Source organism: Rhodococcus sp. A14, assembly GCF_011603105.1.
GTDB lineage: Bacteria > Actinomycetota > Actinomycetes > Mycobacteriales > Mycobacteriaceae > Rhodococcus_F > Rhodococcus_F opacus.
The window spans coordinates 80,582-105,719 of record NZ_JAAOQS010000018.1 but is presented as its reverse complement, the minus strand read 5'-3'; the positions used below and the strand labels follow the sequence as shown (position 1 = coordinate 105,719).

The window sequence follows — 25,138 nt, the reverse complement described above, 5'->3', positions numbered from 1 at the left end:
GCGTACGCGTTGACGCGCATGGCAGTACTTCCTTACTTCTGTGATGGTCACAGTGGTGGTGAGCAGGACAGGGCTGAGTGACAGGTGCCGCATCGGTCGAGTCGGTGAGCGCACCGGGGTGTGGTGGGTGAGGGTTATCGCTTCTTGGCGTTGTGGAGTTCGTCGGCCAGCGCGCTCGCCTCGGCCGCGAGGAGCGCGGCACGGGGCTCGTCGCCGGCGTCGATCGCGTGCCAGTAGTCGATCTTGAGGTCGACGTAGCGTTGACGGAGTGCGATCTGCTGGGCCTCGCGCGCAAGTTGCTGCCGGCGTTCGGTCAGCAACTCGATCTGCGCGGGGGCGGCCGCGGCCCCGAGTTGTCCGTTGGCGACGTACTCCTTCATGTCGTTGACCGACATCCCGGTCGCTGCCAGGCACGCGATTGCCAACAGCTGGCCCAGGTCGTCCTCGTCGTAGACGCGGTGCTTATTGCTCTCCCCACGGCTGATCGGCGCGATCACCCCGACCGACTCGTAGTAGCGCAGCGTGCTGGCCGGAAGTCCGGTCAGGGCGGCGGCGTCCTTGATCGTGTAGACGTGTCGGGTGGTGTGTGCACTCACGTCATCGACGCTATGAACTTCAAGTACTTGAAGTCAAAGGTTAGCTGAGTCACACCGTTGCACCGCAGATCAGCGCACCCCCGACGAACACGCTCACTAGACCGCTCCACGTCACGCCCTCGCGACCTTCGTTCTTCGTGCGGTGGCGCACGCGACGGACAATCAGGTGCCGCAGCGGGTGATCGCGAAACCTGGCCGTCACGCAACCGGAGGTCAGCCGGATGGTGCAGGAGGTGCGGTTGAGACGTCGGCCCGCGACCGCTCCCCGAGAAGTTTCTGCTCGAGCACGCACGGTCGGATGGCCGAGCTGACCGCCTGGAACTGCACCTTCGGGCATGTCCAGGACGACCCGCTCGGGGAGACCTGTGTGCGGGGACGTCGAAGGTGGGCCCATGCCTGAAGACGGCAGCGGGGACGCACGGAGGCCCGCAGTCATCGAGGAGCGTGGCGGCCACCCGTCCTCGCTACCAGGCATCGATCAACGGTGACTCGCACGAGGAGCTCGGACGAGATTGACTACTTGCAACCAAGGTTTGAGGCCCTCACCGATTGGTGGGGCCTCTTCCTGTGGCAACACCGCCGGAGAGGGGATTGCGGCGGGCTGAAGGCGGGCGGGCGCCGGGCGCGAATCGTGCTGAGGGCGTGGTCCGGTGTGCGCCCGGTGCGAACGTCGGGGTGGAGTGTGTCCCCTCCTGGGGTGGGCGAACGGACCCCTGGGGTTGCTTCAGATCGGGCACGGGAGTGGGCAGAGTTGTACCTGTCACCGAAACACTTCCCCGACACTCTGGAGAAACTGAATGATCAACGCCCGACGAACCTTTGCCACCGCCGCTTTCGCCGCTCTTCCGATCCTGAGCGCCTTCGGGGCGGCGTCCGTCGCTCATGCCGAGCCGATCGGCCCGAACGGTCCCACCGGTGGGCAGTGTCCGATCGTGAACACGGACTCGAACGGAAACGAGACAGTGACGTACGGCAAGCCCGGTGATCGCAATGGTGCCCTGGTCTGCGGTGCGGACGGTGAATGGACCGTGGGCAAGGCCGGCGGATTCAAGGGTGGCCCCGGACAGATCCAGACTCAGCCCGGACTGTCACGCGGATAGGCCACAGGTCTTCCCTTCCCCTGCTCCCGGGAGAGCGAGTGTCCCGCATCGATGCCGGTGCGGGACACTGCCGTCGAGAGGGACGTCGTCGTGTGTTCATTCCTGATAGTGGATACCGACGGTGCCCCCCGCCTGCGCGGTCAGCCGACGATCGGGCGGTGTCCGTACCTGGTTGTGGGCGGGGGCGAGTGGGGATCCCGGCCTGACCGGGGGTCGAGCCGGGATCCTGTGTCCTTCACGGCTAGTTGCGTGATGCCAGCGAGCGGAGGAAGAAGGCGAGGTTGGCGGGGCGTTCGGCGAGGCGGCGCATGAAGTAGCCGTACCACTGTTCACCGTAGGGCAGGTAGGTACGTACGTGCTTCTGTTCGCCGACCAGCCGAAGTTGTTCGGAATCGCGGATGCCGTAGAGCATCTGCAGTTCGAACTCGTCTGCCGCCCGGCCCTTCGCTTCGGCGTATTGCATCGCCGCACTGATCATGGCCGGATCGTGGGAGGCGACCATCGGGTAGCCCTGACCGTTCATCAGGATCCGCAGGCACCGCAGGTATGCGTCGTCGACCGCGGTCTTTTCTTGATGGGCAACAGATGCGGGTTCCTTGTACGCGCCCTTGCACAGCCGGATTCGCGATCCGGGGCCGGACAGATCCTTGCAGTCCGCCTCGGTGCGCTTCAGGTACGCCTGCAGCACGGTGCCGAGGGTGGGGAAGTCCTCGCGCAGTTCGCGCACGATCGACAGGGTCGAGTCGGTGGTGGTGTGGTCCTCGGCGTCGACGGTCACCCACGCGCCGGCTTCTTCCGCAGCGGTGCAGATCTTGTGCGCGTTCTCGAGGGCAACCTTGTGCCCGTCTCGGGCCAGGGATTGGCCCAGGGCAGACAGTTTCAGCGATACCTCGATGGTGCGCACCGGCGACGGCGGGAAGGTCGCCGGAGTGCCCCCGCTGGTCGCGAGCGCTGACAGGTTCGACAGCAGAACCAGGTAGTGGGACACCGTGTTGTTCGCTTGCGTGAGATCGGTGGTGTCCTCACCGAGGTAGTCGATGGTGATGTATCGGCCGGAGTCGAGGATTCCGGTGGTCGCGGTGATCGCTTGGCTCTCGGTTTCACCGGCGACGAACCGGTCGACGAGATTGCGGGTCACCGGGACCTTGCTGATGGTCCGTTCCATGCGAGGGGAGCGGGCTGCGGCGAGCAGGGCGGGCCGCAGCAGGTCGGCGGCCGCCATCAGATGTTCTCGGAGGTGTCGGCGCCCTGGTGCGGGTAGCGGTGGTCGGTGGCCGGGACGAACGTTTCCTTGATGGTGCGGGCGGAGGCCCAGCGGAGCAGGTTCTGCGGGGAGCCGGCCTTGTCGTTGGTGCCCGACGCCCGGGCGCCACCGAAGGGCTGTTGTCCGACGACGGCGCCGGTGGGCTTGTCGTTGATGTAGAAGTTGCCGGCCGCGAATCGCAGGTCGTCGGTCGCCTGGGCGATCGCGGTGCGGTCGTCGGCGATGATCGACCCGGTCAGCGCGTACGCGGACCCCTTGTCGACCAGGTCGAGGACCTTCTCGAACGACCCGGCTGCGGAGTCGTCGTAGACGTGCACCGACAGGATCGGTCCGAAGTATTCGGTGCGGAAGGCCTCGTCGGTGGGGTCGTCGCCGAGCAGCACGGTGGGGTCGACGAAGTACCCGATGCTGTCGTCGACGTGGCCGCCGGCGGCGATGGTCAGGCTCGAGGTGGCCTTCGCGCGGGCGATGGCGTCGGCGTTGCGGTCGAAGGCCCGCCGGTCGATGACGGCGCCACCGAAGTTCGAGAAATCGGTGACATCCCCGTATTTCAGCGTCGACGCCTTCTCGATGAAGTCGTCGCCCATCTTCGCCCACACCGACTTCGGGACGAACGCGCGGGAGGCCGCGGAGCACTTCTGACCCTGGTAGTCGAACGCGCCGCGCAGCAGGGCGGTGGTCAGGGTGTCGGGGTTCGCGGAGCTGTGGGCGAGGACGAAGTCCTTGCCGCCGGTCTCGCCGACCAAGCGCGGGTAGCTGTTGTAGTTGGCGATGTTGTTGCCGACCTGACGCCACAGGTGCTGGAACGTGGCGGTGGACCCGGTGAAGTGGATCCCGGCCAGGCGGGGGTCGGCGAGAACGACGTCGGAGACCGCGGCGCCGGCGCCGTTGACGAGGTTGATCACACCCTGGGGCAGGCCCGCGGCCTCGAGCAGTTTCATCGTCCAATACGCGGCGACGGCCTGGGTCTGCGACGGCTTCCACACCACGGTGTTGCCCATCAGGGCGGGGGCGGTGGGCAGGTTGCCGGCGATGGCGGTGAAGTTGAACGGGGTGATCGCGTAGACGAAGCCCTCGAGAGAGCGGTATTCGAGCTTGTTCCACACGCCGGGGGAGGAGATCGGCTGGTCGGCGAGGATCTGCCGGGCGAACTGGACGTTGAAGCGCCAGAAGTCGATCAGCTCGCACGGACTGTCGATCTCCGCCTGGTACGCGGTCTTCGACTGGCCGAGCATCGTTGCGGCGGCAATTGTTTCACGCCACGGTCCGGACAGCAGGTCGGCCGCACGGAGGAACACCGCGGCGCGGTCCTCGAATGATAGTGCCCGCCAGCCCGGGCCGGCGGCGGTGGCGGCGGTGACGGCGTCCTGGATGTCCTGGGGGCCGGCGTTGGTGAAGGTGCCCAGCACGGCGGCATGCCGGTGCGGCTGGACGACGTCGATCGCGGGGCCGTTGTTTCGCCGGTGCGCACCGCCGATGACGTTGTGGATCTCGGTGGGGTTGGACCCCAGCTCTGCCAGCTTCGCCTGCAGTCGCACCCGCTCCGGGCTGCCCGGGGCGAAGGAGCCCACCGGCTCGTTGACTGGCTGCGGGGTGGTGGTGATGGCGTCCATGAAACCTCCTACAAGGGGTGTGGCGGCGACGGAGCCGCTGCAAAGCACTACCCGTAGTCAACACCAACACCCACGGAAAACTATCAGCCAGTCAGACGAATAATCAGGCTTGAGATTGTATGATCGGCCAATCGCATCCTTCGGATCAAACTATCGGGACAGGGAGACCAGCCGTGTCGTCTCGTAAACGTGCCGTCGCCAAAGCAGGCCGAGAAGCGGAATCGAGCGAAACTATTACCCTGCGTGAACTTCTCGCCGCACTTGATACGTCCGTGGTCGAGTTGATAGAGGCACCCGCGGGGGATTCGGTCGCCATCTCTTCCGTCGCCCTGGTCGACAGCTCCGATTTGTCGGTAGAGGTCGAGTCACCGTCGCCAGATCTCTACCTACACGTCGGCGTGAGGAAGGCCGAGGCCGTGCGGTGGTTCGAGGAGGTCGCGCTACGAGCCCCCGACCACAGGCCGCGCGCGGTGATGTCGAAGTCGGCGGCATCGTCGACCGCTCTGCAGTCCGCGGCGCGCAGCGCCGGCGTCGCACTGGTCGCCGTACACCCGAAGGCCCGGTGGGACCACGTTTTCCCCCTCATTCAGCGCATGCTCGACCGCTCCCGGCAGCAGTACAGGCTGGGTGACCCAGAGTTGCTGGCCGTGGACACGGACCTGTTCGGCCTCGCGCAGGCCATCGCGCAGAACGCCGGCGGGATGGTTTCGATCGAAGATGCGCAAGCGCGCGTGCTCGCGTACTCGGCGTCGGACGAAGCGGCCGACGAATTGCGGACGCTGTCGATCCTCGGCAGGATCGGCCCGCGCGACTACCTGAAGGCGATGCAGGAATGGGGTGTCTACGACCGGCTGCGTGAGAGCGATGAGGTCGTCGACGTCCCGGCACACGACGAGCTCGGCACGAAGCGACGATTAGTGGTGAGCATCCGTCAAACCGTTGAGCACGGCTCGGCCGCGCCCCGGCTGCTCGGATCGATCTGGGTGCAACAAGGGTATGCCCCGTTCACCGATAGCGCCGCCGACGTACTGCGGGGCGCCTCCGCGATCGCTGCGCGGATCATTTCCCGCAGTCTCAATGCTCCTTCGACGGAGGGCGTGCTGATTCAACGGCTGTTCGGTGCGCGCGGGGGAGGGGTGGATGCTCCATCGGTGGCCAGCGCCCTGAACCTGCCGGATTCAGGCTCGGCCGCCGTGGTCGGATTTGCCGTGACCGCAGGAGAGCCCGAACCGCCGTCGGAGATTGTCACCAGTGTAGGCAGCATGATCAGTCTGCATGCGAGCGCGCTCCGACGTGACTCGGTGTCCACGATCATCGGCAACCGCGCCTACGTCCTGTTTCCTCGTTACAAGTCGGCGAACATCATCGCGACGTGGACCCGCCAGTTGGTCGAGCAACTCGAGCAGAAGCGGTTGATACTCCTGCGTGCCGCCATCGCTATGCCCGTTTCGGGTCTCGGGCAGGTTGCGGGAGCCCGGACCGAGGTCGATCGGGTCCTTGACGGGACCGCCGCGACTTACCCCGAGGGACGGGTCACCACGCTCGCCGAATCCCGTACTGCGGTGTTGCTCGGCGAGATCCTCGACCTCGTCGGGGGAAACAGCGAGCTGCGTGATCCGCGGCTCGATGCCCTCGTCGAATACGACGACAAGCACGCTTCGAATCTGCGCGAGAGTGCCGAGGCGTACCTTGCCGAGCACGGGGACGTGCGCAACGCTGCCGCCGTCCTGCAGGTTCATCCAAATACGTTGCGCTACCGTATCCGGCGCGTCGAAGAGATCGTTGGCGTCAATCTGCAGGACGCATCCGATCGGCTGCTCATCGAAATCCAGCTTGCGCTCTTGCGACGTCCCGCCGGACAGAACCGCCCCACCCTCCGCTGATCGCAGTGTAGATCGTCGAAGTCCTCGACGGGTCGTGCAGCGAACATGGCGGAGTCCCGAACGGATTTCCGTAACGAGAGTTTTCGACATCTGTCGAGTTTCATCGTCTGGTTCCATGCGATCTCGTGATCGTGCCGTTTCGTCTCCCATCCGAGGGTCGCTCGCTGTCATCTGTCGGCCCACTGATGGCCGCGCAGAGGGACACACGTCTTGGTGAGCGGACGGAGCCTGCGAGTACGCTGGCGCGGTCGACAAGGAGAGGTGTTGTGCCCATGAGTGAGCCGTATGCAGTCGTCGGAGCGACGGGTGGTCAAGGAGGCGCCGTCGTCGACGCGCTGCTCGAACGAGGGCGGGAAGTCCGAGCGCTTGTCCGTCGAAGCTCTTCTCGCTCAGACGCGTTGCGCCTGCGAGGCGTCGACATTGCCGTGGCCGATATCACCGATCGGGCGGCGATCGCGTCTGCCGTAGATGGGTGCGCGGGCGTGTTTGCCATGACCACACCTTTCGAAGACGGCCCGGAAGCGGAGATCGCTCAGGGTGCCGCGCTTGTCGGCGCGTTCAGTGATTCCGGTGTTCCACACGTGGTGTTTTCTTCGGTGGCGGACGCAGACAAGAGCACTGGGATCCCACATTTCGACACGAAGGCTGCAACCGAGTCGTTGCTGCGAGAATCGTCCCTTCCGTACACGATCGTCGGGCCGACCTACTTTTATGACAACCTGCTCGGTGGACTCGATGACATCCGCCGAGGCCGGCTCGATCTGCCTCTGCCAGTCGATACCCCGCTGCAGCAGTTGTCGCGCCGGGACCTCGGTCGGTTCGTCGCGCTCGTGTTCGACGATCCGGATCGGTTCGTCCGGACAAGAATCGACCTGGCGTCGGATGATCCGACGCCACGTCGGATGGCCGAGGTGCTCAGTAACGTGCTGGGCACGCCGGTTCACGCCCATTCGTCCGACGCGGACGCCATCGCATCGCCGGACATGCGCGCTATGTTCCGCTTCCTTACCGACACCGGGTACGACGCGAAGATCGGCGAACTGGGTCGGCTCTACCCCGAGGTGGCGTGGCAGAGCTTCGCCGATTGGGCCGCCCAGTTGGCGTGACGTCTGCGGAAAGCAAGTGGTCGACGAGATCGGTGTCGAAGTGGTCGACCATCGGGTGCAGTTCGGGACGGTGCCGGCATCCGAACCCCGAAGACGAGTGGGTCGTCGCTGCTGGTGGCAATCGCGCTCATTAGTGACGTTTGCCGGTCGGTGTTGTTCGGGTGCCCGGCGGCGGGGTCTTGGCGCGAGCGAGTTCGGCTACGCGGTCGGCCAGTTCTCCGGACAGTGTCGTGTCGGGTTCGGTGCTCGCGGCGTCCTCGAGCTGGGTGATGACGGTGTCGGTCGTCGGCTCGGCGGTGCCGGTGGTCGGGGGGTGCTCGAGTTGATATTGCGTCTCGATGTCTTCGAGGTGCTCGGCGAGTAAGTCGGTGTCGAGTTGGTGGGCCGCCTTCTCGTTCAGTTCGGCGTTCTCGACGGTCGCGGACCGAGGGGCGGTCTCGGCGTCAGCTGCAGCGGTATCCGGTGCGCTGGGATCGTGATCGGTGTCGGATGCAGTACCGGAGACCAGGGTGACGCGGGGTGCGGTGTCGGCGGCATCGTGGGCTCGGTCCTGGTGACCGAGAACGGTGCCGACGGCACAATCGAGCAGGCTGAGGCTGCCCCGGTACAGCCGTCGGGCCGGTGCTGCGGGTGCCAGGTGTGCGATTACCTGTTCGTCGACCAGGCGCAGCGGGTAGCGCACGATGGTGTACTGCGCGCGCAGTATGGCCAGGGGGAGTGCGGTGATGATGTTCATGAGGCCTCTATGTTCGGGTGGAAGGGTCAGGAGACTGGGCTGCTGCCGCTGAGGAGTTCTATACCGGCGCTGCCGAACGCCCCTCCCACGGACTTGATCTGGGGTCGGGTCCGATCGGTCTAACTCGCGTGCGGACGGAGATGTCGATTCCGGGAGTCCCTCGACAGGGGCGGGACCACCGGCCGGGTCCCCGGTCCCCGGGACCGGCGGAGGCTTTCGGACATCACCCGTTGCCACCACAGGTCCAACGGACTCGGATCCGGCCACCGAATCGGATCGTCTTCCGATCCGAACTCAGGGTCGCTGCCGCTACAGGGGCCTTCTTCTTCGATGCGAGGCACGATCTGTACACCCTCTCGGTCAGACGCATCCGGTCGGTCGAATGCACCACGATCCTTCTGCTGGTTCGACGTCAGCCACCGTCACCGGCTACCCGCGTCGTCGCCTGCGGTCCGGTTACCCGAAACAGCGTCCGACTACCCACGCCAGGACGCCGATGGCGGCCCGGCGTCAGCCCTGCTGTGAAACAAACACGATGACGGAATCCGTCGATCTAGCTGCACGGGTCCACGGTGCCGACATTGTGTGTTCGTTTTTTTCGTTTTATGGTGGGGTATGGGTGCTGGGATGAGCCACACGGTGTTGCCGGTCGCCGACGATCGGGATCTTCTCGCCGCGCTGAGGGCCGTTCTCGCTGGTCAAGAGCAGGTGTCGATCTCGACCCCGGAGGAGTCCGTGCCGCTGCCGGACAGTGTTCGGGGGTTGCTCGTCGACGCGGTCACCGCCCTGGATCAGGGGCAGGCTGTGACGGTGGAGCCACATCGCACCGTGTTGACGACGCAAGAGGCCGCGGAACTGTTGGGCATCACCCGGCCGACCTTGGTGCGGCTGCTGGAGGCGGGGAAGATCCCGTACACCTCGCCCGGCCGTCATCGGCGGGTGGAGTTGGCGGACGTGCTCGAATTCCGACAGCGCGAGCGTGCGCGCCGCGGCCAGGTGCTCGAGGAGATGGCGCACGAGGAAACCCCCGACCCCGGCGACGCCACTGACGGCTTCGTGTCTCGACCCGCCGATCCGGGGTGAGGTCGCCCCATGGCTGTCTTTCGGGTGGTTCTGGACGGATGCGTCATGCTTCCCCAGACCCTGAGCAATCTGCTGCTCACCCTGGCCGATGCCGAGGTGTTCCGGCCGGTGTGGACGCCGGATCTGCTCGACGAGGTCGAGCGCAACCTGTCCGGCGAGCGGTTCGGGAAGCCGCCGGAGCAGGCGGCGCGGCGAGTGCAGCAGATGCGCAGAGCATTTCCCTTCGCGGAGGAGGAGTCACGTGGCTACCGGGAACTGATCCCGGCGATGACCACCGAGCCGAAGGACCGGCACGTCCTGGCTGCGGCTGTACGCTCCGGTGCGGGTGTGATCGTGACCGCCACCCTGGCGGATTTCCCGCAGGCGGCCCTCGATCCGTTCGACGTCGAAGCGATCCATCCCGACGAATTCCTCTGCGATCAACTCGATCTGGACCCGGACGCGGTGTTCGAGTGCCTGCACGTACTGGTGAACCGCACTATGTTCCCGCCGCGCACGGTCGGGGAGTTGTTGGCGTCGCTGGAGCGGCTGACGCCGCGGTTCGTCGACGCCGTCCGGGCATTGCTCGTCGCCCGGGGCGAGGTTCCCGACGCTGGTACGGTGCGGGCGGCGTCCTCCCTTCCGGAGTTGACCGACGAACAGATCAGAGCCGCGCCGGCCGAGATGCGGGAGGCCTACCTCGAGCTTCGTGCAATGGATCCGGCGGAATTGTTGCGGTTCCTCGGGCATACGCGGCTGGTGAGTGCGGCGTGGGCGTTCTTGATGTCGGTATGCGTGGACGGGGATCTGCTGTCGGTGTGGCCGAACGTGGATCCGGACTTCCGGGCGGTCCTCGCCTGGCGGTGGGTGCAGGACAACCATTATCAGATGACGATTGACGGTTGGGAGGGAGAGGCGGTCGCTTCGGCCCTCGCGGTGCCGGCGCCGGAGCATCCGCTGTGGGTGCATTTCGAGCGTGTGCACGTGCGGTCGTTCCGGGCGATGTTGCCGGATCCGGCGAGGTGGGGGATCGGTACCGGCACAAGGATCGTCGGCCCCGGTGTGGAGGTGCTCTATGTGCACGAGATGTCGACCCTCGAGAGCGGTGTGTGGGAGCCGAACATTCCCCGACCGGTGTTTCCGATCCTGATGCATCTCGTCGGCGATCGGTGGCTGGTGCGGAACCTGGGGTCTGAGGAGGACCCTGCCGCCAGGGCCTGATTCCTTCGCACACGAACCTCGCCCGTACCTCCGACGCAGTTGATCTCAGCTTCATCACTGGCGCATCGGCCTGCGGGGTAGCCCCGCCCATGGGTGGGTCCGCGCGTGGCAGGCCGTCAATCGGGACCCTCACGCCTGTAGGCAGTGCGGTTTTCGCGACCAACGCTTACCTCGAAGGCCGTTATCGCAGGTCAACGCCCCGTATGACGACACCCGGCCGCGTCGGGTCGCTGCTTCTGTACTTGTGGCTGAGTGCCGCCGGTAGCGCTGAGGGCCGCGGCACCGATACACAGGATGGTCGGGGAGCTATATCCCGAAAGGTGCAGTCATGATCGGTGTTGGTTCGACCTGCCGGCAGGTATCGGGGATGCGACGTTCTGACGTGGTGGAACTCGTTCGCGACCTGGTGGAATCAATTCTAGAGCGGATGTGGTGATGATGGGATTGCTGCCGGACCTGTTCTTCGCGAATCCTCTCGAGGAAGGCGTGTGGCCTCTGATTCTCGAGTGGAACAACTTCGTCCGTTGGTGGAACCCGCTCTGAAGCTTGACTGAACCCACTGTCGCCTATGCGGCGCCGAGTGTGACGTGACGGACGGAACGGTGCGCCGGATCGGTGAATGTGTGGTCGTGGCAGAGGTGGGATTTCCCGGGTGCGACCCGCCCGGCACCCAAACCCGGGTTCGGGGGGCCAGGCGTCTTGTTGTGCCGATGGCGGTTAGCTGCCGAAGAGGGTGCCCAGATCGTCAAGATCGGGGGTATTGGCGGCGGCGGGTGGTGCGGGGGCGACGCTGGGCACGATGACGACGGTGGAGGCTTGTCGCACGGTGTAGGCGGTCATCGGGAACTGGACCAGGTATTGCTCGATGCCGGGGTAGTCGGAGACCCACATGGCGGGGTCGGTGCCCTCACGCCCGCAGGAGGCGAGGGCGACGTAGGAACCGTCGGGGACATCGGTGACCGACTGGGTTGTGGTTCCCTGCGGTATGTCGTCCTGCTGATAAAGGGACTGCCCGTTACGCATGAGGTCGTCAATTGGTGGGAGCACGCCGCCGGGCGCGGGGGCGAGGGAGGTAGTGCAGCAGATGGTGTCGCCGGTGTTGTTGGTGATCGTGTTGGTCACGGTCGATCCGGTGACGCCGAAGGCGTAGGTGACGTCGGAGGGCGCGGTCGCTGATGCGGGCGCGGTGGCTGCGATGGCGAGTGGGAGGGCCGCTGCGGCGAGAAGTGTGGTTCGGGCGATCATGCGCATGTGGTGGTCCTGTTCGTGGGTGTGGGTGGTGCTGGGTGGAATCGTGCAGGAGAAACCGACTGATTGGCATTGTTTTGGTGACACTGGGTCGAACTTCTGCCTCGAGGGCTCCGCGTGCTTCATGAGGGCACGCCCTGAGTGGAAGGGCTGTGATCTCGGGCGGTGGCGCCGGCTGGTGTATGACGGTGCGCTGGAGTCCGGTTCGGGTCTGTCCGGACCGCCCCCCGCAGTGTCATGCCGACGCGTCGATTGTGAACTGGGCGTGCGCTTGCCGTCTCGGCGTGCACCGGCCGGAGCCGGACCACGGACGAGGCGCGACCTCGTGGGAGCTCGGCGTCCGGCGGCCCCGAGGTTTCTGTCCCTTGACGGCACGGCCGATTGCAGGCCGCTATCTGTCGGACAGGGGACGTGGGCGCGCTGTCCAACTACGCACGCCGACGATCCCCTCCGCCGCCCCAGAGCCTTGTCGTTAATTTAACTGATCGGTGGACAGGTCACATCTGGTTTTCGGGGAGCGCCGACGCCTGATGTGGGGGGCGTGGGTCCTGTGCTGTCACAACGGTGGAGCGGGCGGTGTCTTATGTGCGACCCCAATCTCGAGGAGACATCATGAATGCGAACTCTGTGCGCCCCGGAAAGATCGATGTGGTCGTGGTTGGCGGCGGTTACGCCGGCGTGATGGCGGCGAATCGCCTCACCAAGCGCGACGATGTGGCGGTGACGGTGATCAATCCACGTCCGTGTTTCGTCGAGCGGGTCCGTCTGCACCAGTTGGTGGGCGGGTCCGACGACGCGGTGGTCGACTACTCCGACGTGCTGGCCGGAGGCATCCGGTTGTTGGTGGACAGCGTGACGAGGATCGATGCTGCCGAGCGCGGCGTGAAGCTGGAGACCGGCGAGACCGTCGGATACGACTACCTGATCTACGCCGTCGGCAGTGGCAGCGCCGACCCGGCCGGCGTACCCGGAGCGGCCGAGTTCGCCCATCCGACCGCCAGCCTGGAGGAGGCGCAGCGGCTTCGGTCGGTCCTCGAGGACGCCCCCATGACGGCGCCGGTGACGGTCGTCGGTGGCGGTCCGCTCGGCATCGAGACGGCCGCCGAGCTCGCGGAGCTCGGGCGCACTGTGACTCTGGTCTGCGGCGACCGGCTCGGCCCGTACCTGCACCCGCGGGGCCGACGCTCGGTGGCCAGGGGGTTGTCCAATCTTGGTGTGGCCGTGATCGACGGCCCCGGCGCGACGGTGGCCGCGGTGACACGTGACGCCGTGGAGCTCAGCGGCGGCCGTGTGCTCCCGAGCACGGTGACGATCTGGACCGCCGGCTTCTGCGTTCCGGACTTGGCCGCCCGCAGCGGGCTGAGCACCGACGCCATGGGCCGTCTCCTCACCGACGAGACGCTGACCAGCGTGGACGACGAACGCATCGTCGCGACCGGTGATGCCGCGGCCCCGTCGAACCTGCCGTTGCGAATGAGTTGCCAAGCGGCGCTTCCTCTTGGCTCGCATGCCGCTGACACGGTGCTCAGCCGGATAACGGGGGAACGGCCCGCAGACTTCGGCAAGGGGATCGCCGCCATGTGCGTCAGCCTGGGGCGTAAGGACGGCGTTTTCCAGCTCGCACACAGGGATGACACCGCGATGCGGCTTCACCTGCGGGGCCGCCTCGGTGCGAAGCTCAAGGAAGCCGCGGCAGCGAGTCCCGTCAAGCAGCTGGCGGACGAGGCGCGAAAGCCCGGGTCGCACACGTGGCCGGTCAACGACGCCTCCCGGTGGCAGCGGGTCCAGGCTGAGCACGGTCGATCGCTGTCCAAGCCGAGCAGACTGGCATGAGCGGGGAGGTGGATGTTGCTGGGCTCGCCAACTGACGCCGAGGACGTCCTTCAGGAGACCTGGCAGCGGTGGGTGAAGTTCGACCTGGGCTGGTGCGGACGAGCACGCGGCCCCGCCGCTGTAAGGGACCCGTGAACGACGTCGGTTCGAGCGGCGCAGCTTCCGCAGGCGCCGCCGTTCTTTCTCCGGCCGCCGCCGCTACCGCCCCGCGTCAGCAGGAGCTGTGGGCGTGGTGGTGGGGGTAGTCGGTGTGGGTCTCTTCGTCCGCGTCGGTAGCTCTGGTGGTGGCGGCAGTATCCAGGTAGTGGTCGGCTCCGACGAACGTGTCACCGGGAGTACCTCGAACGTCGTCTGCACCACCATCGACGGGATCGGCAGGCACCGCAGCCCGGCCACCTGGAAACCGCGACTGCCGCGGTTCGGCACCGCGGCGCGGAAGTCGGCGACGCTGCCGACCTGCCGGGTCTCACCCAGGACACGATCGCCGAACTCCACCGCCCACGGTCCGCCGCAGGTCGGAAGATTCGCCGCGTGGTACTGGATGCGGTCGCCCGGCTGCCCGCGAGGCGGAGTGAGGGTGAGTACCGGCCCGGCGGGGTCGAGCCTGCGCGTCGCTTCCGTATCGGGTTCGCTCGACGCACCACCGCCGGTGTGGACTGCGAGCAGGAGAACAACCGACCCGACGAATATCGTCGTCGTCAACCAGGGTGTCTGCCGCAACGGTCTCACCTCGCACCCTCAATTATGCGGCTTCGCCGCCGCGCGCACCGCGTTGACGCGCGTGCGGTGGGGCGACCGCGCACTGAGCACTTCATCGAGGGCAGAACATCCGATTTCCTGGACACTCTCGGCTCGCTGCGGCGGCTATCCGCAGACCCGCACCTTTCGTCCGGGTACCGGCGCACCTCGCCGGTGAAATCAGGCGGAATCTGGGGCGATGACGTCATCCGGCCGTCCCACTGGGGGATCCCCGAGCGGCGAGGAACTGGCCTCCGCTGGGCCCATCTGCTGGGGTCGGGAAGATGCCATCTACGTAGGGCGTCCGAATCCGGGAATCACGGCGAGCCACTGGCAGACTGCCTGCGTGTAGAGGTCGGGCGCCTCGACGGGAAGCAGGTGGCCAACGTCATCGATGGGCCGGGGTGTCCAGCCCGGCCGTCGGGCGTGCTGCGTGAGCGACGTGGGGTCGACAACGTGATCGTCCCTTCCCCACAGCACAAAGACGGGCACCCGCACGGAATCGAGTGCCTCGTTCGTCGGTCTCTGCGTGATGAACATGGCCTTGACGATCGACGCGAACGCGGCAGCCGTGCCCGCGAGCCGTTCCGGGTGCTCGCGGGCCGCCTCGAGGGCATCGAGCCACAGGTCGACCTGCGCTCGTGAGACACGGCCCGGGTCTCCACCGATGAGGTCGGTCCGGCTACCCGAGATGGAGCCCGCGTCGTTGATCGCGGTTCGCTTGGCGTCCAGTATTCGCCGGCCCGCCAGTCGCAGCACCGCGCGTGTCATTGGCGGGCCAGCCGCGACGACGAGGCGTCCCAGTGTCTGCCACTCGAGCGCCTCGGCTGGTGACGTCCGGCGCCTCGGCAGCGCCGGGGCCACCAAGACGACTCCCCGAGTCTTCTCGGGCATCCCCGAGCCCGCGTTTCGCGTATACCGGCACCGCACCGACAGTCCGGGCTCGCCCTCGTTGCCGTGGACCCTGGCTTGGCTCATCGCGACGCCATGGATGGCGGAGTTGAGGGTGCGGTCGCCTTCCCTCGTCGCGTCCACGCCCTGCCCACCGCAGCGCCGTGGTCGTACATAACCCTCCGGAGCCGGCGCTGACCGCCATCCGATGGCGCGCAAGGGTGGTTGGTTGGCCCGGGCTGAGTCCACGCCTCCGGGCGGATCTCGCCTACGCAGACTGCCCGCTGCGTTCCTGTGCATTTAGGTGTCATTCGCTGGGGTAGCTGGACAGCCTTCTTCAGCTCAGTGACAGCCGCCCCGAATTCACTCGACGCGAACGTAGCCTATGGCCACTTGGAAGTTAAGTGCCGCAGAAGGTTTGGAAGGTCTGGTTGAACGACTGTGGAGCGGGCGTGGTGTAGTCGGACCACTCGTCGCGGCGGTCGAACGGATGCGTGACGACCTCGAGTAGGTTCTCGAACGGAGCGAGGTCCCCGTCGGTCGCGGCGCGCAGAGCCGCATCGAGCTGATGATTGCGGGGGATGTACAGCGGGTTGACGCGGTCCATTGTGTTCGCGGTCTCCGCCGCCCCGCGCCCATGGTTGGTCAGGGCGCCGCGCCAGCGTTCCAGCCATGGCCCGATGTGCTCGCGCGGTACGAGGCCGTCGAGCGGCGTCGAGTTTCCGCGTAGTTCGTCCGCGAGAGCACGGAAGGTGCCCGTCCAGTCGGCACCGTGTTCCTCCAATAACGTCAGCAGGTCGTCGATCAGCGCTCGCTCGACGAGCGTGCCGGCCAAACCGAGCTTTGCCGCCATACCGGTCGCGTAGTGGCCGTCGTAACGCTCGTCGAAGGTGTCGAGGACCGCCGAGACCGCGGTGATCGCGTCATCCGGCGTGGAATCGATCAGGGTCAGTAGCGTTTCCGCGAGGCGCGCCAGATTCCACTTCAGGACAGCGGGCTGGTTGCCGAACGCATAGCGGCCGCCGTGGTCGATCGAACTGAACACTGCGGCCGGGTCGAACGCGTCGAGAAAGGCGCACGGACCGTAGTCGATGGTCTGACCCGAAATGGTCGTGTTGTCGGTGTTCATCACCCCGTGCACGAAACCGGTGAGCATCCATTTCGCCATCAGGTAGGCCTGCGCCTCCACCACCGCCTCGAAGAACGTCAGGTAGCGATTATTTTCACGCTCCGCCGGTAGTTCGGTCAGCTGCGGGTAGTGGCGGGCGATCGCGTAGTCGGCGAGCGGCTGCAAGACATCACCCTGCCGCACCGCGTATTCAAAGGTGCCCACCCGCAGGTGACTGGCCGCGACCCGTGCGAGCACGGCACCGGGCTCGGCGCCGTATCGGCGAACGTGCTGGCCCGTCGCGACCACCGAGAGCGCGCGCGTCGTGGGGATGCCCAGGGCGTACATGGCCTCACTGACCAGATATTCGCGCAGCATCGGGCCGACCACCGCGAACCCGTCGCCGCCCCGGGAGAATGGCGTGGGCCCCGAGCCCTTGAGGTGCAGATCGACCCGCTGCCCATCACTGTTCACCAGTTCGCCGAGCAGTAACGCCCGACCATCCCCGAGGAGCGGTGCGTATCCGCCGAACTGATGGCCCGAATATGCCATCGCCACCGGCTTGGTCCCGGCGGGCGCCGTCGATCCGGACAGCACGCCGACTCCGTCCTCGCTTCGCAGTGCCCGGACTTCCAACCGCAGCGACGCCGCGAGCTGCTCGTTGAGCACCAGCAACGTGGGGTCCGGCGCATGCGCACCCTGCCAGGGGACCGTCAAGGCGCCCAGCTCGTCGGCAAAGGTGCTCTCGAGGCCGGCCACCGCTGTGTTCGTGCCCACCGTGGAGTTCGGGAATGCATTCATCACCCGAGGGTAACCACCGCACGGCCTGTCTCGCCGCTCACGACCAACAGAACGTCCGAAAACCAAGATGGTCGACCATCTGCCGCCGCCGCCCGTCGATGGCCGCATACAGAGCGTGGTGGTGATCTCCGGCGGACTGGTCGGCGCCCTGCGCGGCCGCAACCGCTCTACCCGGGAGCGCTTCGAAAACTCTCGGCTACCCCGGCATCACGGGCGTTGATCCTCGAGGCCCTCGCTCGCCGACAGGTCACTTCGGCCTTCTTCGTGATGGATGTTGTGGCGGTCCCGATGGTTCTCAGGTCCGGCGAAACGCGGCGGGACGCTTCTTCCGGAACGCGGTGACGCCTTCCTCGAAGTCGGGGGAGGCGAGTAGCTCGAGTTGCCCGTTCCGTTCCCGTGCGAACGCATTGTCGAGTTCGGTGAGTGTGGCGTCGTTGACGGCGTCTTTCGTCCAGCGGAAGGCGTCGCCGGGGCCGTTCGTGAGCCGGCGCGTGAGATTCTCTACGGCAGAAGCGAATTCGTCGTCGGAGTAGACATCGGCGATGAGCCCGGCGGTAAGCGCTTCACGCGCCGGGAGTCGTTCTGCGAGGAGAGCCATCTTCATGGCACGGGCGCGGCCGATCGACGCGGCGACGAGGGCGGTGGTTCCGCCGTCCGGCATGAGACCGACCTTGGTGAGCGCAACAAGGAAGTAGCTGGACTTCGTAGCGACAGTGAGGTCGCATGCGAGTGCCAGGGATACGCCGACACCCGCGGCGGGTCCGTTGACTGCACCGACGACGGGACGGGGAAACGCGCGGATCGCGGCCACGGTTCGGTTTGCGGCGTCGATGGTCGCGGCATCGATGGTGGCCGCTGTCGGCCGGTCGTTCGTCGTCGTGGTCGACAGGTCGGCACCGGTGCAGAACGCGCCCCCGGCGCCGGTGAGGACGGCCGCGCGGACCGCCGAATCGCCGGCACGCGACTCGAGGGCGTCTGTGATCGCGTCGAGCGTTTCGATCCGCACTGCATTCATGCGCGCCGGCCGGTCGAGGGTGACACGGAGGAGGTCAGCGTCGAGGGCGGTTACGACGCCTGACGTCGAAGAGTGCGATGTCATCCCGCAGCAGCGTCGACGAAGATGTCGATCGTCAACGGGGCGGTTCCACCATATGTCGTGAAATCGGTGATGCCGGCTTCGGTGAGAATTTCGACGTCGAGGACGGTGCGACCGTTGTCGGTGCCTGCGGGACGGCCGAGCAGTTCGATCGCGGCGTCGGCCATGATCTCGGGGGAGCGGGAGTGCTCCAGGCTGTCGTGGCCGCCGAGCAGGTTCCCGACCGCTGCCGTCGCGATCATCGTCTGCGGCCACAGGCAGTTGCTGGAAATGGGTAGATTCGCGTGTTCGGCGGCGATGCCCAACGCCGCCAGCGTCATCCCGTACTTGGCCAGCATGTAGCCCGGATGGGCGCCCAGCCAGTGCTGCGACATGTTCAGTGGTGGTGAGAGTGTCAGTACGTGCGGGGCGGAGGATTTCTGCAGGTACGGAAGACACGCCTGGGTCAGGGCGAAAGTGCCGCGCACGTTGACCTGTTGCATCAGATCGAACCTCTTGAGCGGCAGGTCCGCGGTCTTCGAGACATCCAGCACGCTTGCGTTGTTGATGACGATGTCGATGCCGCCGAAGTTGTCGACGGCGGCATCGACCACCCCGGCGATGTCGTCGTCGTTCCGGACGTCACCGACAACGGGTACGGCGTGTCCGCCCAGCTCGTTCAATTCTGCGACGGCGGTATGAATCGTCCCGGGCAGTCGAGGGTCGGGGGTATCGGTCTTGGCGAGCAGGACGACGTTTCCACCGCGGCTCGCGATCGCGCGGGCAATGGCAAGTCCGATGCCACGACTTCCCCCGGACATGACGGCGGTTCTCCCGCGGAAGCTTGTGGTGTTCACTGTGATCCCTTCGTTGTGGACGCTGAGACGCCTTTCGCGCCTGTCGAACTGGACGGGATCGCTCGAAAACAACCCCGTACGACGGTGTCTCGGGGGGCCGTGCGTCGCTCATCGTGCAGTCCGCAGGCGCTGGCCGAGCGCTCTTGACGATAGGAGAATCCTGTAATGGTGACCACGTCCGCGAAGCATCAAGAAACAGATGCCCTTTGTCCTGTCGGGACATGCCCGGTTCGTGCCAGTGGAGACCTGGACGGCCGGCTGGGCGGAAATGTGCAGGTAGGGATGCTGAGGATGGCGTTCCGGGTAAATCGTCATGCGCGGGTGTCGACTGCTCTATTGTCTTCGCATGGCTTCACACGACGAGCGCGCCGCGCTGTTGGTCGCACGAATCGCGGGCTCGCTCAACCAGCGGCTGGTGACGTTGACCGCCGATATCACGGATGTGCTGTACAGCGAGATTCCCGATCTGCGCGCCGATCGGCAGCTGTTCGACCTACTCGGTGCGAGTGTCGAAGGAAACCTCGACACCATCTTCCACACACTGCAGCACAACATCGCACCAGAAAATCTGGAGGCGCCCGCTGCGGCGATGGAATACGCGAGACGTCTTGCTCAGCAAAGGGTTCCCGTCAACGCGCTCGTACGCGCATACCGACTCGGGCAGACCAACCTCCTCAAGCTGGTATTTGACGAGTTGGGTGGGGAAGCGGTCGAGCCGGAACTCGGTGTGCCGGTGCTCGAGCGCATCATCACCGTGATGTCGGTGTATATCGACAGGGTGTCGCAGCAGGTGGTCGAAGTCTACGAGCGTGAACGGGAGCGGTGGCTGGCCCACCAGAGCAGTGTTCGTGCCGTCCGAGTCCAGGAAATCCTGGCGGGCAACGAACGCCCGGACGCCGGGGCCAGCGCCGCCCTCAACTATGTTCTGCAACAGAATCACCTGGCGGCAATCATCTGGGTTCCCGATACCGGTTCGGGAGACATGCTGGCCAGAATCGAATCGGCGGCGCACGACGTCGCAGGGTTCATGGGTGCAATGACCGATCCGTTGTTCGTGGCGGCCGACCGCGTCACCGGATGGGTATGGGTCCCGCTCGGTACGCGCGCGGCTCCCCGGCGAGGTTACGGTGAATTGCGCGATTTCCTCGAGGCCCGCCATCCGGGGCTGGTCATGGCCGTCGGCGGGGTCACCAACGGCCCGGAGGGATTCCGGCAGTCGTACACGCGTGCTCAGCGCGCACGAGCGCTCGCGATCGCTGCAGGAAAGAATGCCCCCGTCGTGACCGCGTACGACGAACCGGGAGTGTCGACAGTCGCACTGCTGATAGAGGACGTCGCGTCGACCCGGGCGTGGGTGCGCAGCGTCTTGCGTGGTCTGGCGGCCGACAATGAGAACGCCGCCCGCCTGCGCGAGACCGTACAGGTCTACCTCGCAAGCAACCTCAGCAATGTCGCCGCGGCGAAACAGCTTGATCTGCACTATAATTCAGTGAAATATCGGGTGAAGCGGGCCGCGGAGGAACGGGGCGAAGACTTCACCGGGGATCGCCTCGCCGTCGAGCTCGCCCTGCTCGTGTGCCAATGGCTGGGACCTGTGGTCCTGACGCCGGATCAGGCGAAGGGCGAGCCGACGGTCAAAGGAGTGGGTGGGCGGTAAGGGTGGGGTCGGTGACCGTCCGCGGCGGATCATCGGGATCGCTCACCGCGTCCTCGAGGGCGATGTAGTCGCCGAAGGACAATCCGGCTGCCGCCAGGAGGGCTGCGTACAGTCGATCCAGCATCGTTCCTCAGTTCGTGTGCGTCGTGGAGTGGGTCGCGCGCCCGGCACCGCAGGATCGCTGCGGTGCCGGGAAACGCTGTCGGGTAGGGGAATCGTCCCTCAAATCGTACTGGTGCGGAGCACGCGCTGGGCTCCGTGCCGGTACTGATGAGGATGACGTGGCGCGTCGCGCTCGCAGTGCCCGATTGTGTTCCTCCCGGCGCGACGACGCATGACCGCGGCGCCGATCCCTTCCAAGGGCGGGATTGTCGTTGCCAGCGCACGTGCCAGCCGCAGGGCCTCCGGCAGTACCTCATGGGGATGGACGACCCTGTCGACCATTCCGCAACGCAGTGCCGTCTCCGGCTCGAGCGCGTCGCCAAGGAACACCGACCTGGCCTGGAGTCGACCGCCGAGTGCCCTCGCGTCGGGATCGCAGTCCGCATATCGTCCCATTCCCGGCGACCCGAGCGAGGCGTGAGAACTGACGATGGCTGCGTCACACGCCAAGATGAGATCGAGGCCTCCACCCGAGGCCGAGCCGTTCACGGCTGCAATCAGCGGTTTGCCGATGTCATGTCGGACGAAGCCGCCGAACCCCCATTCCGGGTGTCCGGGTGCGTCGATGCTGTGCCCGGCGGTCAGGGCGGCCAGATCCGCACCGGCACAGAAGGTATCTCCCGCACCTGTGAGGATTCCGACCCGAAGGTCGGGAGAGTGGGCCAGTGTTTCCATTGCCGCGCCGACCGCGGCGGAGACGTCCGAGTTGACGACGTTGCGGACCTCGGGACGATTGAGGGTTATCACTGCGATCGGACCGTGCCGCTCCAGGAACGCCGCACCACGGCGATTCCGTTTCCCAGACCTCTCCACGGTCACAGCACATCGCCGCCGTGTCTGCGCAGGTGGCGCAGTGCGGATTGGGCGGCGTTGAATCCGCTCATCCCGTGGGCGCCGGCTCCCGGCGGCGTGGACGCCGAGCACAGATAGGTTCCCGGTACCCCGGTGCTGTACGGGTCGAGGGCGATGCGCGGACGCAGCACCACCTGGGTTTCGCTGTTGGCTCCGCCGATGATGTCACCGCCGATGTAGTTGGCGTTCGACTCGGCGAGCTTCACGGGCCCACTGCTGACCGTGGCGACGACCCGGTCCCGGAACCCGGGCGCGAACCGTTCGATCTGCGCGGTGATCGCCTTCGTCGCATCGCCCGTGTAGCCGTGCGGGACATGGGCGTACGCGTACAGCGGATGCAGATCGCCGTTCGAACGACTGCGATCGGCGAGGTATTGCTGACCGAGGAGGACGAACGGCCGCTGCGGCATCCGGCCCGCAGCGACGTCGCGTTCGGCGGCCGCGATCTCGGCGAAGCTGCCACCCAGGTGGACGGTCCCGGCGCGTCCACATTCGGGATCGGCCCACGGCACCCCGCCCTGGATGGCGAAGTCGACCTTGAAGGCGGCGGGCGCGTGCTTGAACCGCCGGTACGCACGGGCCACCCGGTCGGGCAGGCGAGCGCCCAGGATGCCGAGCGCGGCGGACGGCGCGACGTCCAGCAGGACGACGTCGGCGGGCGGAAGTTCGTTCCAATCGCGGACGTGGACACCGGTGGTGATCTTGCCGCCCCGGTCGGTGAGCAGGGCGGCGAGTGCACCGGTGATCGACTGCGATCCGCCCTCGGCGACCGGCCAGCCGTAGCGGTGCCCGGCGGCGACGATCATCATCCCGACCGCGGACGTCGCGGGCCGGTCGAGGCGGTAGTAGGCGTGCGCGGCGGCGCCGCCGAACAGTGCGCGGGCCTTGTCGGTGCGCCACCAGCGGGCCGTCACCGCGGCCGGCAGCAGGGCCCGGGGTCCGAAGCTGGCGAGCCGAAGCGGGTGCCGGGGCACGTTCGCGATCGGACGCATGAGGTCGGCGGCCAGGTCGTCGAATCCGTCGGCGAGTCCGCCGAACATGCGCTGCCAGCGGGCGCCGTCCTCGCCGAGTCCGGCGGCGGTGGCCGCGATCGACCGGTGCAGCAACCCCGCCTCACCGGAGTCGAGGGGGTGGGCGCAGTCGATCTCCGGCCACTTCCACGTCAACCCGTACCGGCCGAGGTCGAGGGTCTGCAGATACGGCGACCCGGCACCCATCGGGTGGAACGCCGAGCACTCGTCGTGCAGCAGTCCGGGGACGGTGAGTTCGCCGGAGCGGGTGCCGCCGCCGATGGTGTCGGCGGCCTCGAGGACCTGGACGTCGACGCCGTGCCGGGCGAGGTGGACCGCGGCGGCGAGCCCGTTGGGCCCGCTGCCGACCACGACTGCGGTGGTCACCGCAGCACTCCGCTGCCCTCGTCACCATGGAGGGACGAATTGGTGGCGTGCTTGCTGCGCATCCTCGGTTCCGACAGCGAGCCGGGATCGGTGATCGCCCGGTCGGCGTCGATGTCCAACGTCCACCGCACATCGAACGGGATGGGACCGTTCGGCAGCCACGGCTGTTCGGCGATGGCGTCGGACACCTTGTAGGTGCCTCGCTCGATGACACCGAGGGCGGCGTCGATCACCTTGTACTCCTGAATGCCCTTGTGGATGGGCTGCGATTCGATCCACGCGATCAGGAACTCTCCGGGCGCGAAGTTGCAGCGCCGCTGAATGGCAGCTATGAGGTGCTCGTTGTGCAAGTGGCCGTCACCGAAGTTGAACGCCACCAGTGAGTTGCAGCTGAACTCGGCCTCCCGGAGGGAGTAGGTGTCGATGTCGTCCCCGAGATGCCGACTCATCAGCGACAACAGGGCGCGGCCCTGGCTGTGCATCGACCTCCAACCGAGCAGCTGGTGCATCACGACGTCGGCTACCTCGGGCGGATACGTCGCCAGCAACTGGGTGCGGGTGTTCTGACTGGGCCGCGTGATGAACTCGTCCAGCTTGTCCTCCGCACCCGGTGCGAATGCCCAGGTCGCCGAGGCCCAGTTTCCTGCGTACTGCCGCATCGAGGGCAGGAACGACACGAGGTCGGGGCGCAGATTGCCGAGGACGGGGAAGAACACCAGCGCGGCGACGATCGCGGCGAGCAGCAGCGGTGAGGAGATGTCCCCCAGCCCGAAGCCGGCGGCGTTCGGGAAACCGAGGAACAGGAATACTGCCGCATACGCGAACAGCAGGTTCCATTCGAGGGGGACCGCGAGCGGGAACGTGGACAGGATGAACAGGTGGAACGCCACCATCAACGCAACCGCGAGCAGGGTGATGGTGCCATTCGTGGTGAACAGCAACACCAGTGGAGTGACCACCTCGACGACGGTGCCCAGGACGTGGGCGACGCCGCCGGCGACGATGGACGGCCGCAGGTCGTTCGGGAAGCTGCGGTAGTGGGCGCGCTTGATCGTCTTCGACGGCAACCAGGGGGTGTTGGACAGCATCGGCGGCACGACCATCGAGAAGTGGTGGCCGAGCTTCGAGATGCCGGCACCGACCCACACCGACACGATGAGCAGCTTCAGCGCGACGATCATGTCCACGAACGGAAGGACACCGAAGAAGACAATGGCCGGGAAGTACTGCTCGCCGCGGGCGGCGATGAAAATGACCTTGTCACGCAGCCCGATCACGATCAGCAGCGCGATCAGCGGCAACAGAAGCGTGGGGTTCACCAGGCCGTGGTTGCCGGGCAACGCCGCGTCGACAGACGGTGTGTGCACCCCGGCAAATCCGAGCGCGAGGACGATATTGACCAAAATTGCGGCATAGACGAGGACGTCGAAGACCGTGCGAGTGTCGCCTGATGTCAGCGGCACCTTCCCTGGCCAGGGTGGCAGGCGAATGGTTCCCGGCCGGAGCCAGAACAGCGCGCCGCCCATCATCGGTTTGAAGTGGCCGGCGAGCGGACCCCAGGAACCGCCCAGGCCGAGGGTTTCGACGAGCAGCGTCCACAGGATGAGCTTCTGGTAGACGATGGGTGCGTTCCACCACGCGCCGACGTCGAGCACGTTGTATCCGGACGTGAATGTCGCGATCGACAGTCCGGCGGCGATGTACAGGACGAGCAGCTTGAGAATGTAGATGGTGTGCACCATCTTCGGGGTGCCGAAGCCGTAGTCGACCCAGTGGGTCGACATGGCTCGGATCCGGTCGAAGAAGGGGCGGTCGAGGAATGTTGCGGGGTCTACTTCGGGGAAGTTCCCGGTTTTGAATCCCATCGGATGCTCCTGGATAGGGCGGGTGGAGGGTAGGTGTCATCGCCTCGGGGGTGTCCCGAGTTGCGGCAGGGTG

The 25,138-nt window shown here is 66.4% G+C and carries 21 protein-coding genes; 7 read left to right on the top strand and 14 right to left on the bottom strand.

The features are described from left to right. Positions 1-134: 134 nt before the first annotated feature. Positions 135-596: a MerR family transcriptional regulator gene (locus G9373_RS12890; protein ID WP_167115369.1), complete on the bottom strand. Its 462-nt coding sequence runs from the start codon at positions 594-596 to the stop codon at positions 135-137. A gap of 797 nt (positions 597-1,393) precedes the next feature. Between G9373_RS12890 and G9373_RS12885 the strand changes: the two genes are divergently transcribed. Further along, positions 1,394-1,696: a hypothetical protein gene (locus tag G9373_RS12885; RefSeq protein WP_005265032.1), complete on the top strand. Its 303-nt coding sequence runs from the start codon at positions 1,394-1,396 to the stop codon at positions 1,694-1,696. Positions 1,697-1,937: 241 nt separating this feature from the next. Here G9373_RS12885 and G9373_RS12880 read toward each other — a convergent pair whose 3' ends face one another. Together G9373_RS12880 and pruA are read right to left on the bottom strand one after the other, a co-directional pair. Continuing rightward, positions 1,938-2,918: a proline dehydrogenase family protein gene (locus G9373_RS12880; RefSeq protein WP_005567766.1), complete on the bottom strand. Its 981-nt coding sequence runs from the start codon at positions 2,916-2,918 to the stop codon at positions 1,938-1,940. Next, positions 2,918-4,573, bottom strand: coding sequence for an L-glutamate gamma-semialdehyde dehydrogenase (gene pruA, locus G9373_RS12875; RefSeq protein ID WP_120661089.1), 1,656 nt, complete (start codon positions 4,571-4,573; stop codon positions 2,918-2,920). The genes G9373_RS12880 and pruA overlap by 1 nt, the downstream gene beginning before the upstream one ends. 119 nt (positions 4,574-4,692) lie before the next feature. Between pruA and G9373_RS12870 the strand changes: the two genes are divergently transcribed. After that, entirely contained in the window at positions 4,693-6,456 is a 1,764-nt protein-coding gene (locus tag G9373_RS12870) for a helix-turn-helix domain-containing protein (RefSeq protein WP_183102263.1), read from the top strand. Positions 6,457-6,728: 272 nt separating this feature from the next. Beyond that, positions 6,729-7,562 carry an NmrA/HSCARG family protein gene (locus tag G9373_RS12865; RefSeq protein WP_169695365.1) on the top strand — a complete coding sequence of 278 codons (834 nt, stop codon included), beginning with the start codon at positions 6,729-6,731 and terminating at the stop codon, positions 7,560-7,562. A gap of 130 nt (positions 7,563-7,692) precedes the next feature. On the opposite strand, the gene G9373_RS12860 is transcribed toward G9373_RS12865, so the two are convergent. Then, on the bottom strand, positions 7,693-8,298 hold the full coding sequence (locus G9373_RS12860) for a hypothetical protein (protein WP_120661090.1): 606 nt from the start codon (positions 8,296-8,298) through the stop codon (positions 7,693-7,695). A gap of 627 nt (positions 8,299-8,925) precedes the next feature. On the opposite strand from G9373_RS12860, the gene G9373_RS12855 reads away from it, so the two are divergent. Next, positions 8,926-9,381, top strand: a complete 456-nt coding sequence (locus tag G9373_RS12855) for a helix-turn-helix domain-containing protein (protein WP_169695366.1) — start codon at positions 8,926-8,928, stop codon at positions 9,379-9,381. A 9-nt stretch (positions 9,382-9,390) separates the two neighbouring features. Beyond that, positions 9,391-10,581, top strand: a complete 1,191-nt coding sequence (locus G9373_RS12850) for a PIN domain-containing protein (RefSeq protein WP_167115366.1) — start codon at positions 9,391-9,393, stop codon at positions 10,579-10,581. A gap of 717 nt (positions 10,582-11,298) precedes the next feature. Here the strand turns inward: G9373_RS12850 and G9373_RS12845 are convergent. Next, complete coding sequence (locus G9373_RS12845) at positions 11,299-11,832, bottom strand: hypothetical protein (RefSeq protein ID WP_167115363.1); 534 nt, start codon at positions 11,830-11,832, stop codon at positions 11,299-11,301. 609 nt (positions 11,833-12,441) lie between these two features. Here G9373_RS12845 and G9373_RS12840 point away from each other — a divergent pair. Further along, positions 12,442-13,662: an FAD-dependent oxidoreductase gene (locus G9373_RS12840; RefSeq protein ID WP_167115360.1), complete on the top strand. Its 1,221-nt coding sequence runs from the start codon at positions 12,442-12,444 to the stop codon at positions 13,660-13,662. A 198-nt stretch (positions 13,663-13,860) separates the two neighbouring features. On the opposite strand, the gene G9373_RS12830 is transcribed toward G9373_RS12840, so the two are convergent. The 5 genes from G9373_RS12830 to G9373_RS12810 form a co-directional block, all read right to left on the bottom strand. Beyond that, on the bottom strand, positions 13,861-14,382 hold the full coding sequence (locus G9373_RS12830; protein ID WP_064080730.1) for a hypothetical protein: 522 nt from the start codon (positions 14,380-14,382) through the stop codon (positions 13,861-13,863). 309 nt (positions 14,383-14,691) lie between these two features. Then, positions 14,692-15,435: an alpha/beta hydrolase gene (locus tag G9373_RS12825; protein ID WP_167115357.1), complete on the bottom strand. Its 744-nt coding sequence runs from the start codon at positions 15,433-15,435 to the stop codon at positions 14,692-14,694. 256 nt (positions 15,436-15,691) lie between these two features. Further along, positions 15,692-17,200, bottom strand: a complete 1,509-nt coding sequence (locus G9373_RS12820; protein WP_167115354.1) for a protein adenylyltransferase SelO — start codon at positions 17,198-17,200, stop codon at positions 15,692-15,694. Positions 17,201-17,495: 295 nt separating this feature from the next. Further along, complete coding sequence (locus G9373_RS12815) at positions 17,496-18,299, bottom strand: enoyl-CoA hydratase (protein ID WP_167115351.1); 804 nt, start codon at positions 18,297-18,299, stop codon at positions 17,496-17,498. Next, positions 18,296-19,132: an NAD(P)-dependent oxidoreductase gene (locus tag G9373_RS12810; protein ID WP_167115349.1), complete on the bottom strand. Its 837-nt coding sequence runs from the start codon at positions 19,130-19,132 to the stop codon at positions 18,296-18,298. Before G9373_RS12810 ends, G9373_RS12815 begins: the two co-directional genes overlap by 4 nt. 346 nt (positions 19,133-19,478) lie before the next feature. Here G9373_RS12810 and G9373_RS12805 point away from each other — a divergent pair, with 346 nt between their 5' ends. Beyond that, positions 19,479-20,789 (top strand): helix-turn-helix domain-containing protein, encoded by a 1,311-nt coding sequence (locus tag G9373_RS12805; protein WP_005560865.1) that lies wholly within the window; start codon positions 19,479-19,481, stop codon positions 20,787-20,789. Here the strand turns inward: G9373_RS12805 and G9373_RS12800 are convergent. The 4 genes from G9373_RS12800 to G9373_RS12785 form a co-directional block, all read right to left on the bottom strand. Beyond that, the gene (locus tag G9373_RS12800) at positions 20,767-20,913 is read right to left on the bottom strand and encodes a hypothetical protein (RefSeq protein WP_155756079.1); all 147 of its coding nucleotides are present in this window, start codon (positions 20,911-20,913) and stop codon (positions 20,767-20,769) included. The two genes, G9373_RS12805 and G9373_RS12800, sit on opposite strands and share 23 nt — an antisense overlap. 98 nt (positions 20,914-21,011) lie before the next feature. After that, the gene (locus G9373_RS12795) at positions 21,012-21,764 is read right to left on the bottom strand and encodes an enoyl-CoA hydratase-related protein (protein ID WP_307866344.1); all 753 of its coding nucleotides are present in this window, start codon (positions 21,762-21,764) and stop codon (positions 21,012-21,014) included. A gap of 2 nt (positions 21,765-21,766) precedes the next feature. Next, entirely contained in the window at positions 21,767-23,200 is a 1,434-nt protein-coding gene (locus tag G9373_RS12790) for an NAD(P)/FAD-dependent oxidoreductase (RefSeq protein WP_167115346.1), read from the bottom strand. Next, entirely contained in the window at positions 23,197-25,065 is a 1,869-nt protein-coding gene (locus G9373_RS12785) for a DUF3556 domain-containing protein (protein ID WP_054248750.1), read from the bottom strand. Before G9373_RS12785 ends, G9373_RS12790 begins: the two co-directional genes overlap by 4 nt. Positions 25,066-25,138 lie beyond the last annotated feature (73 nt).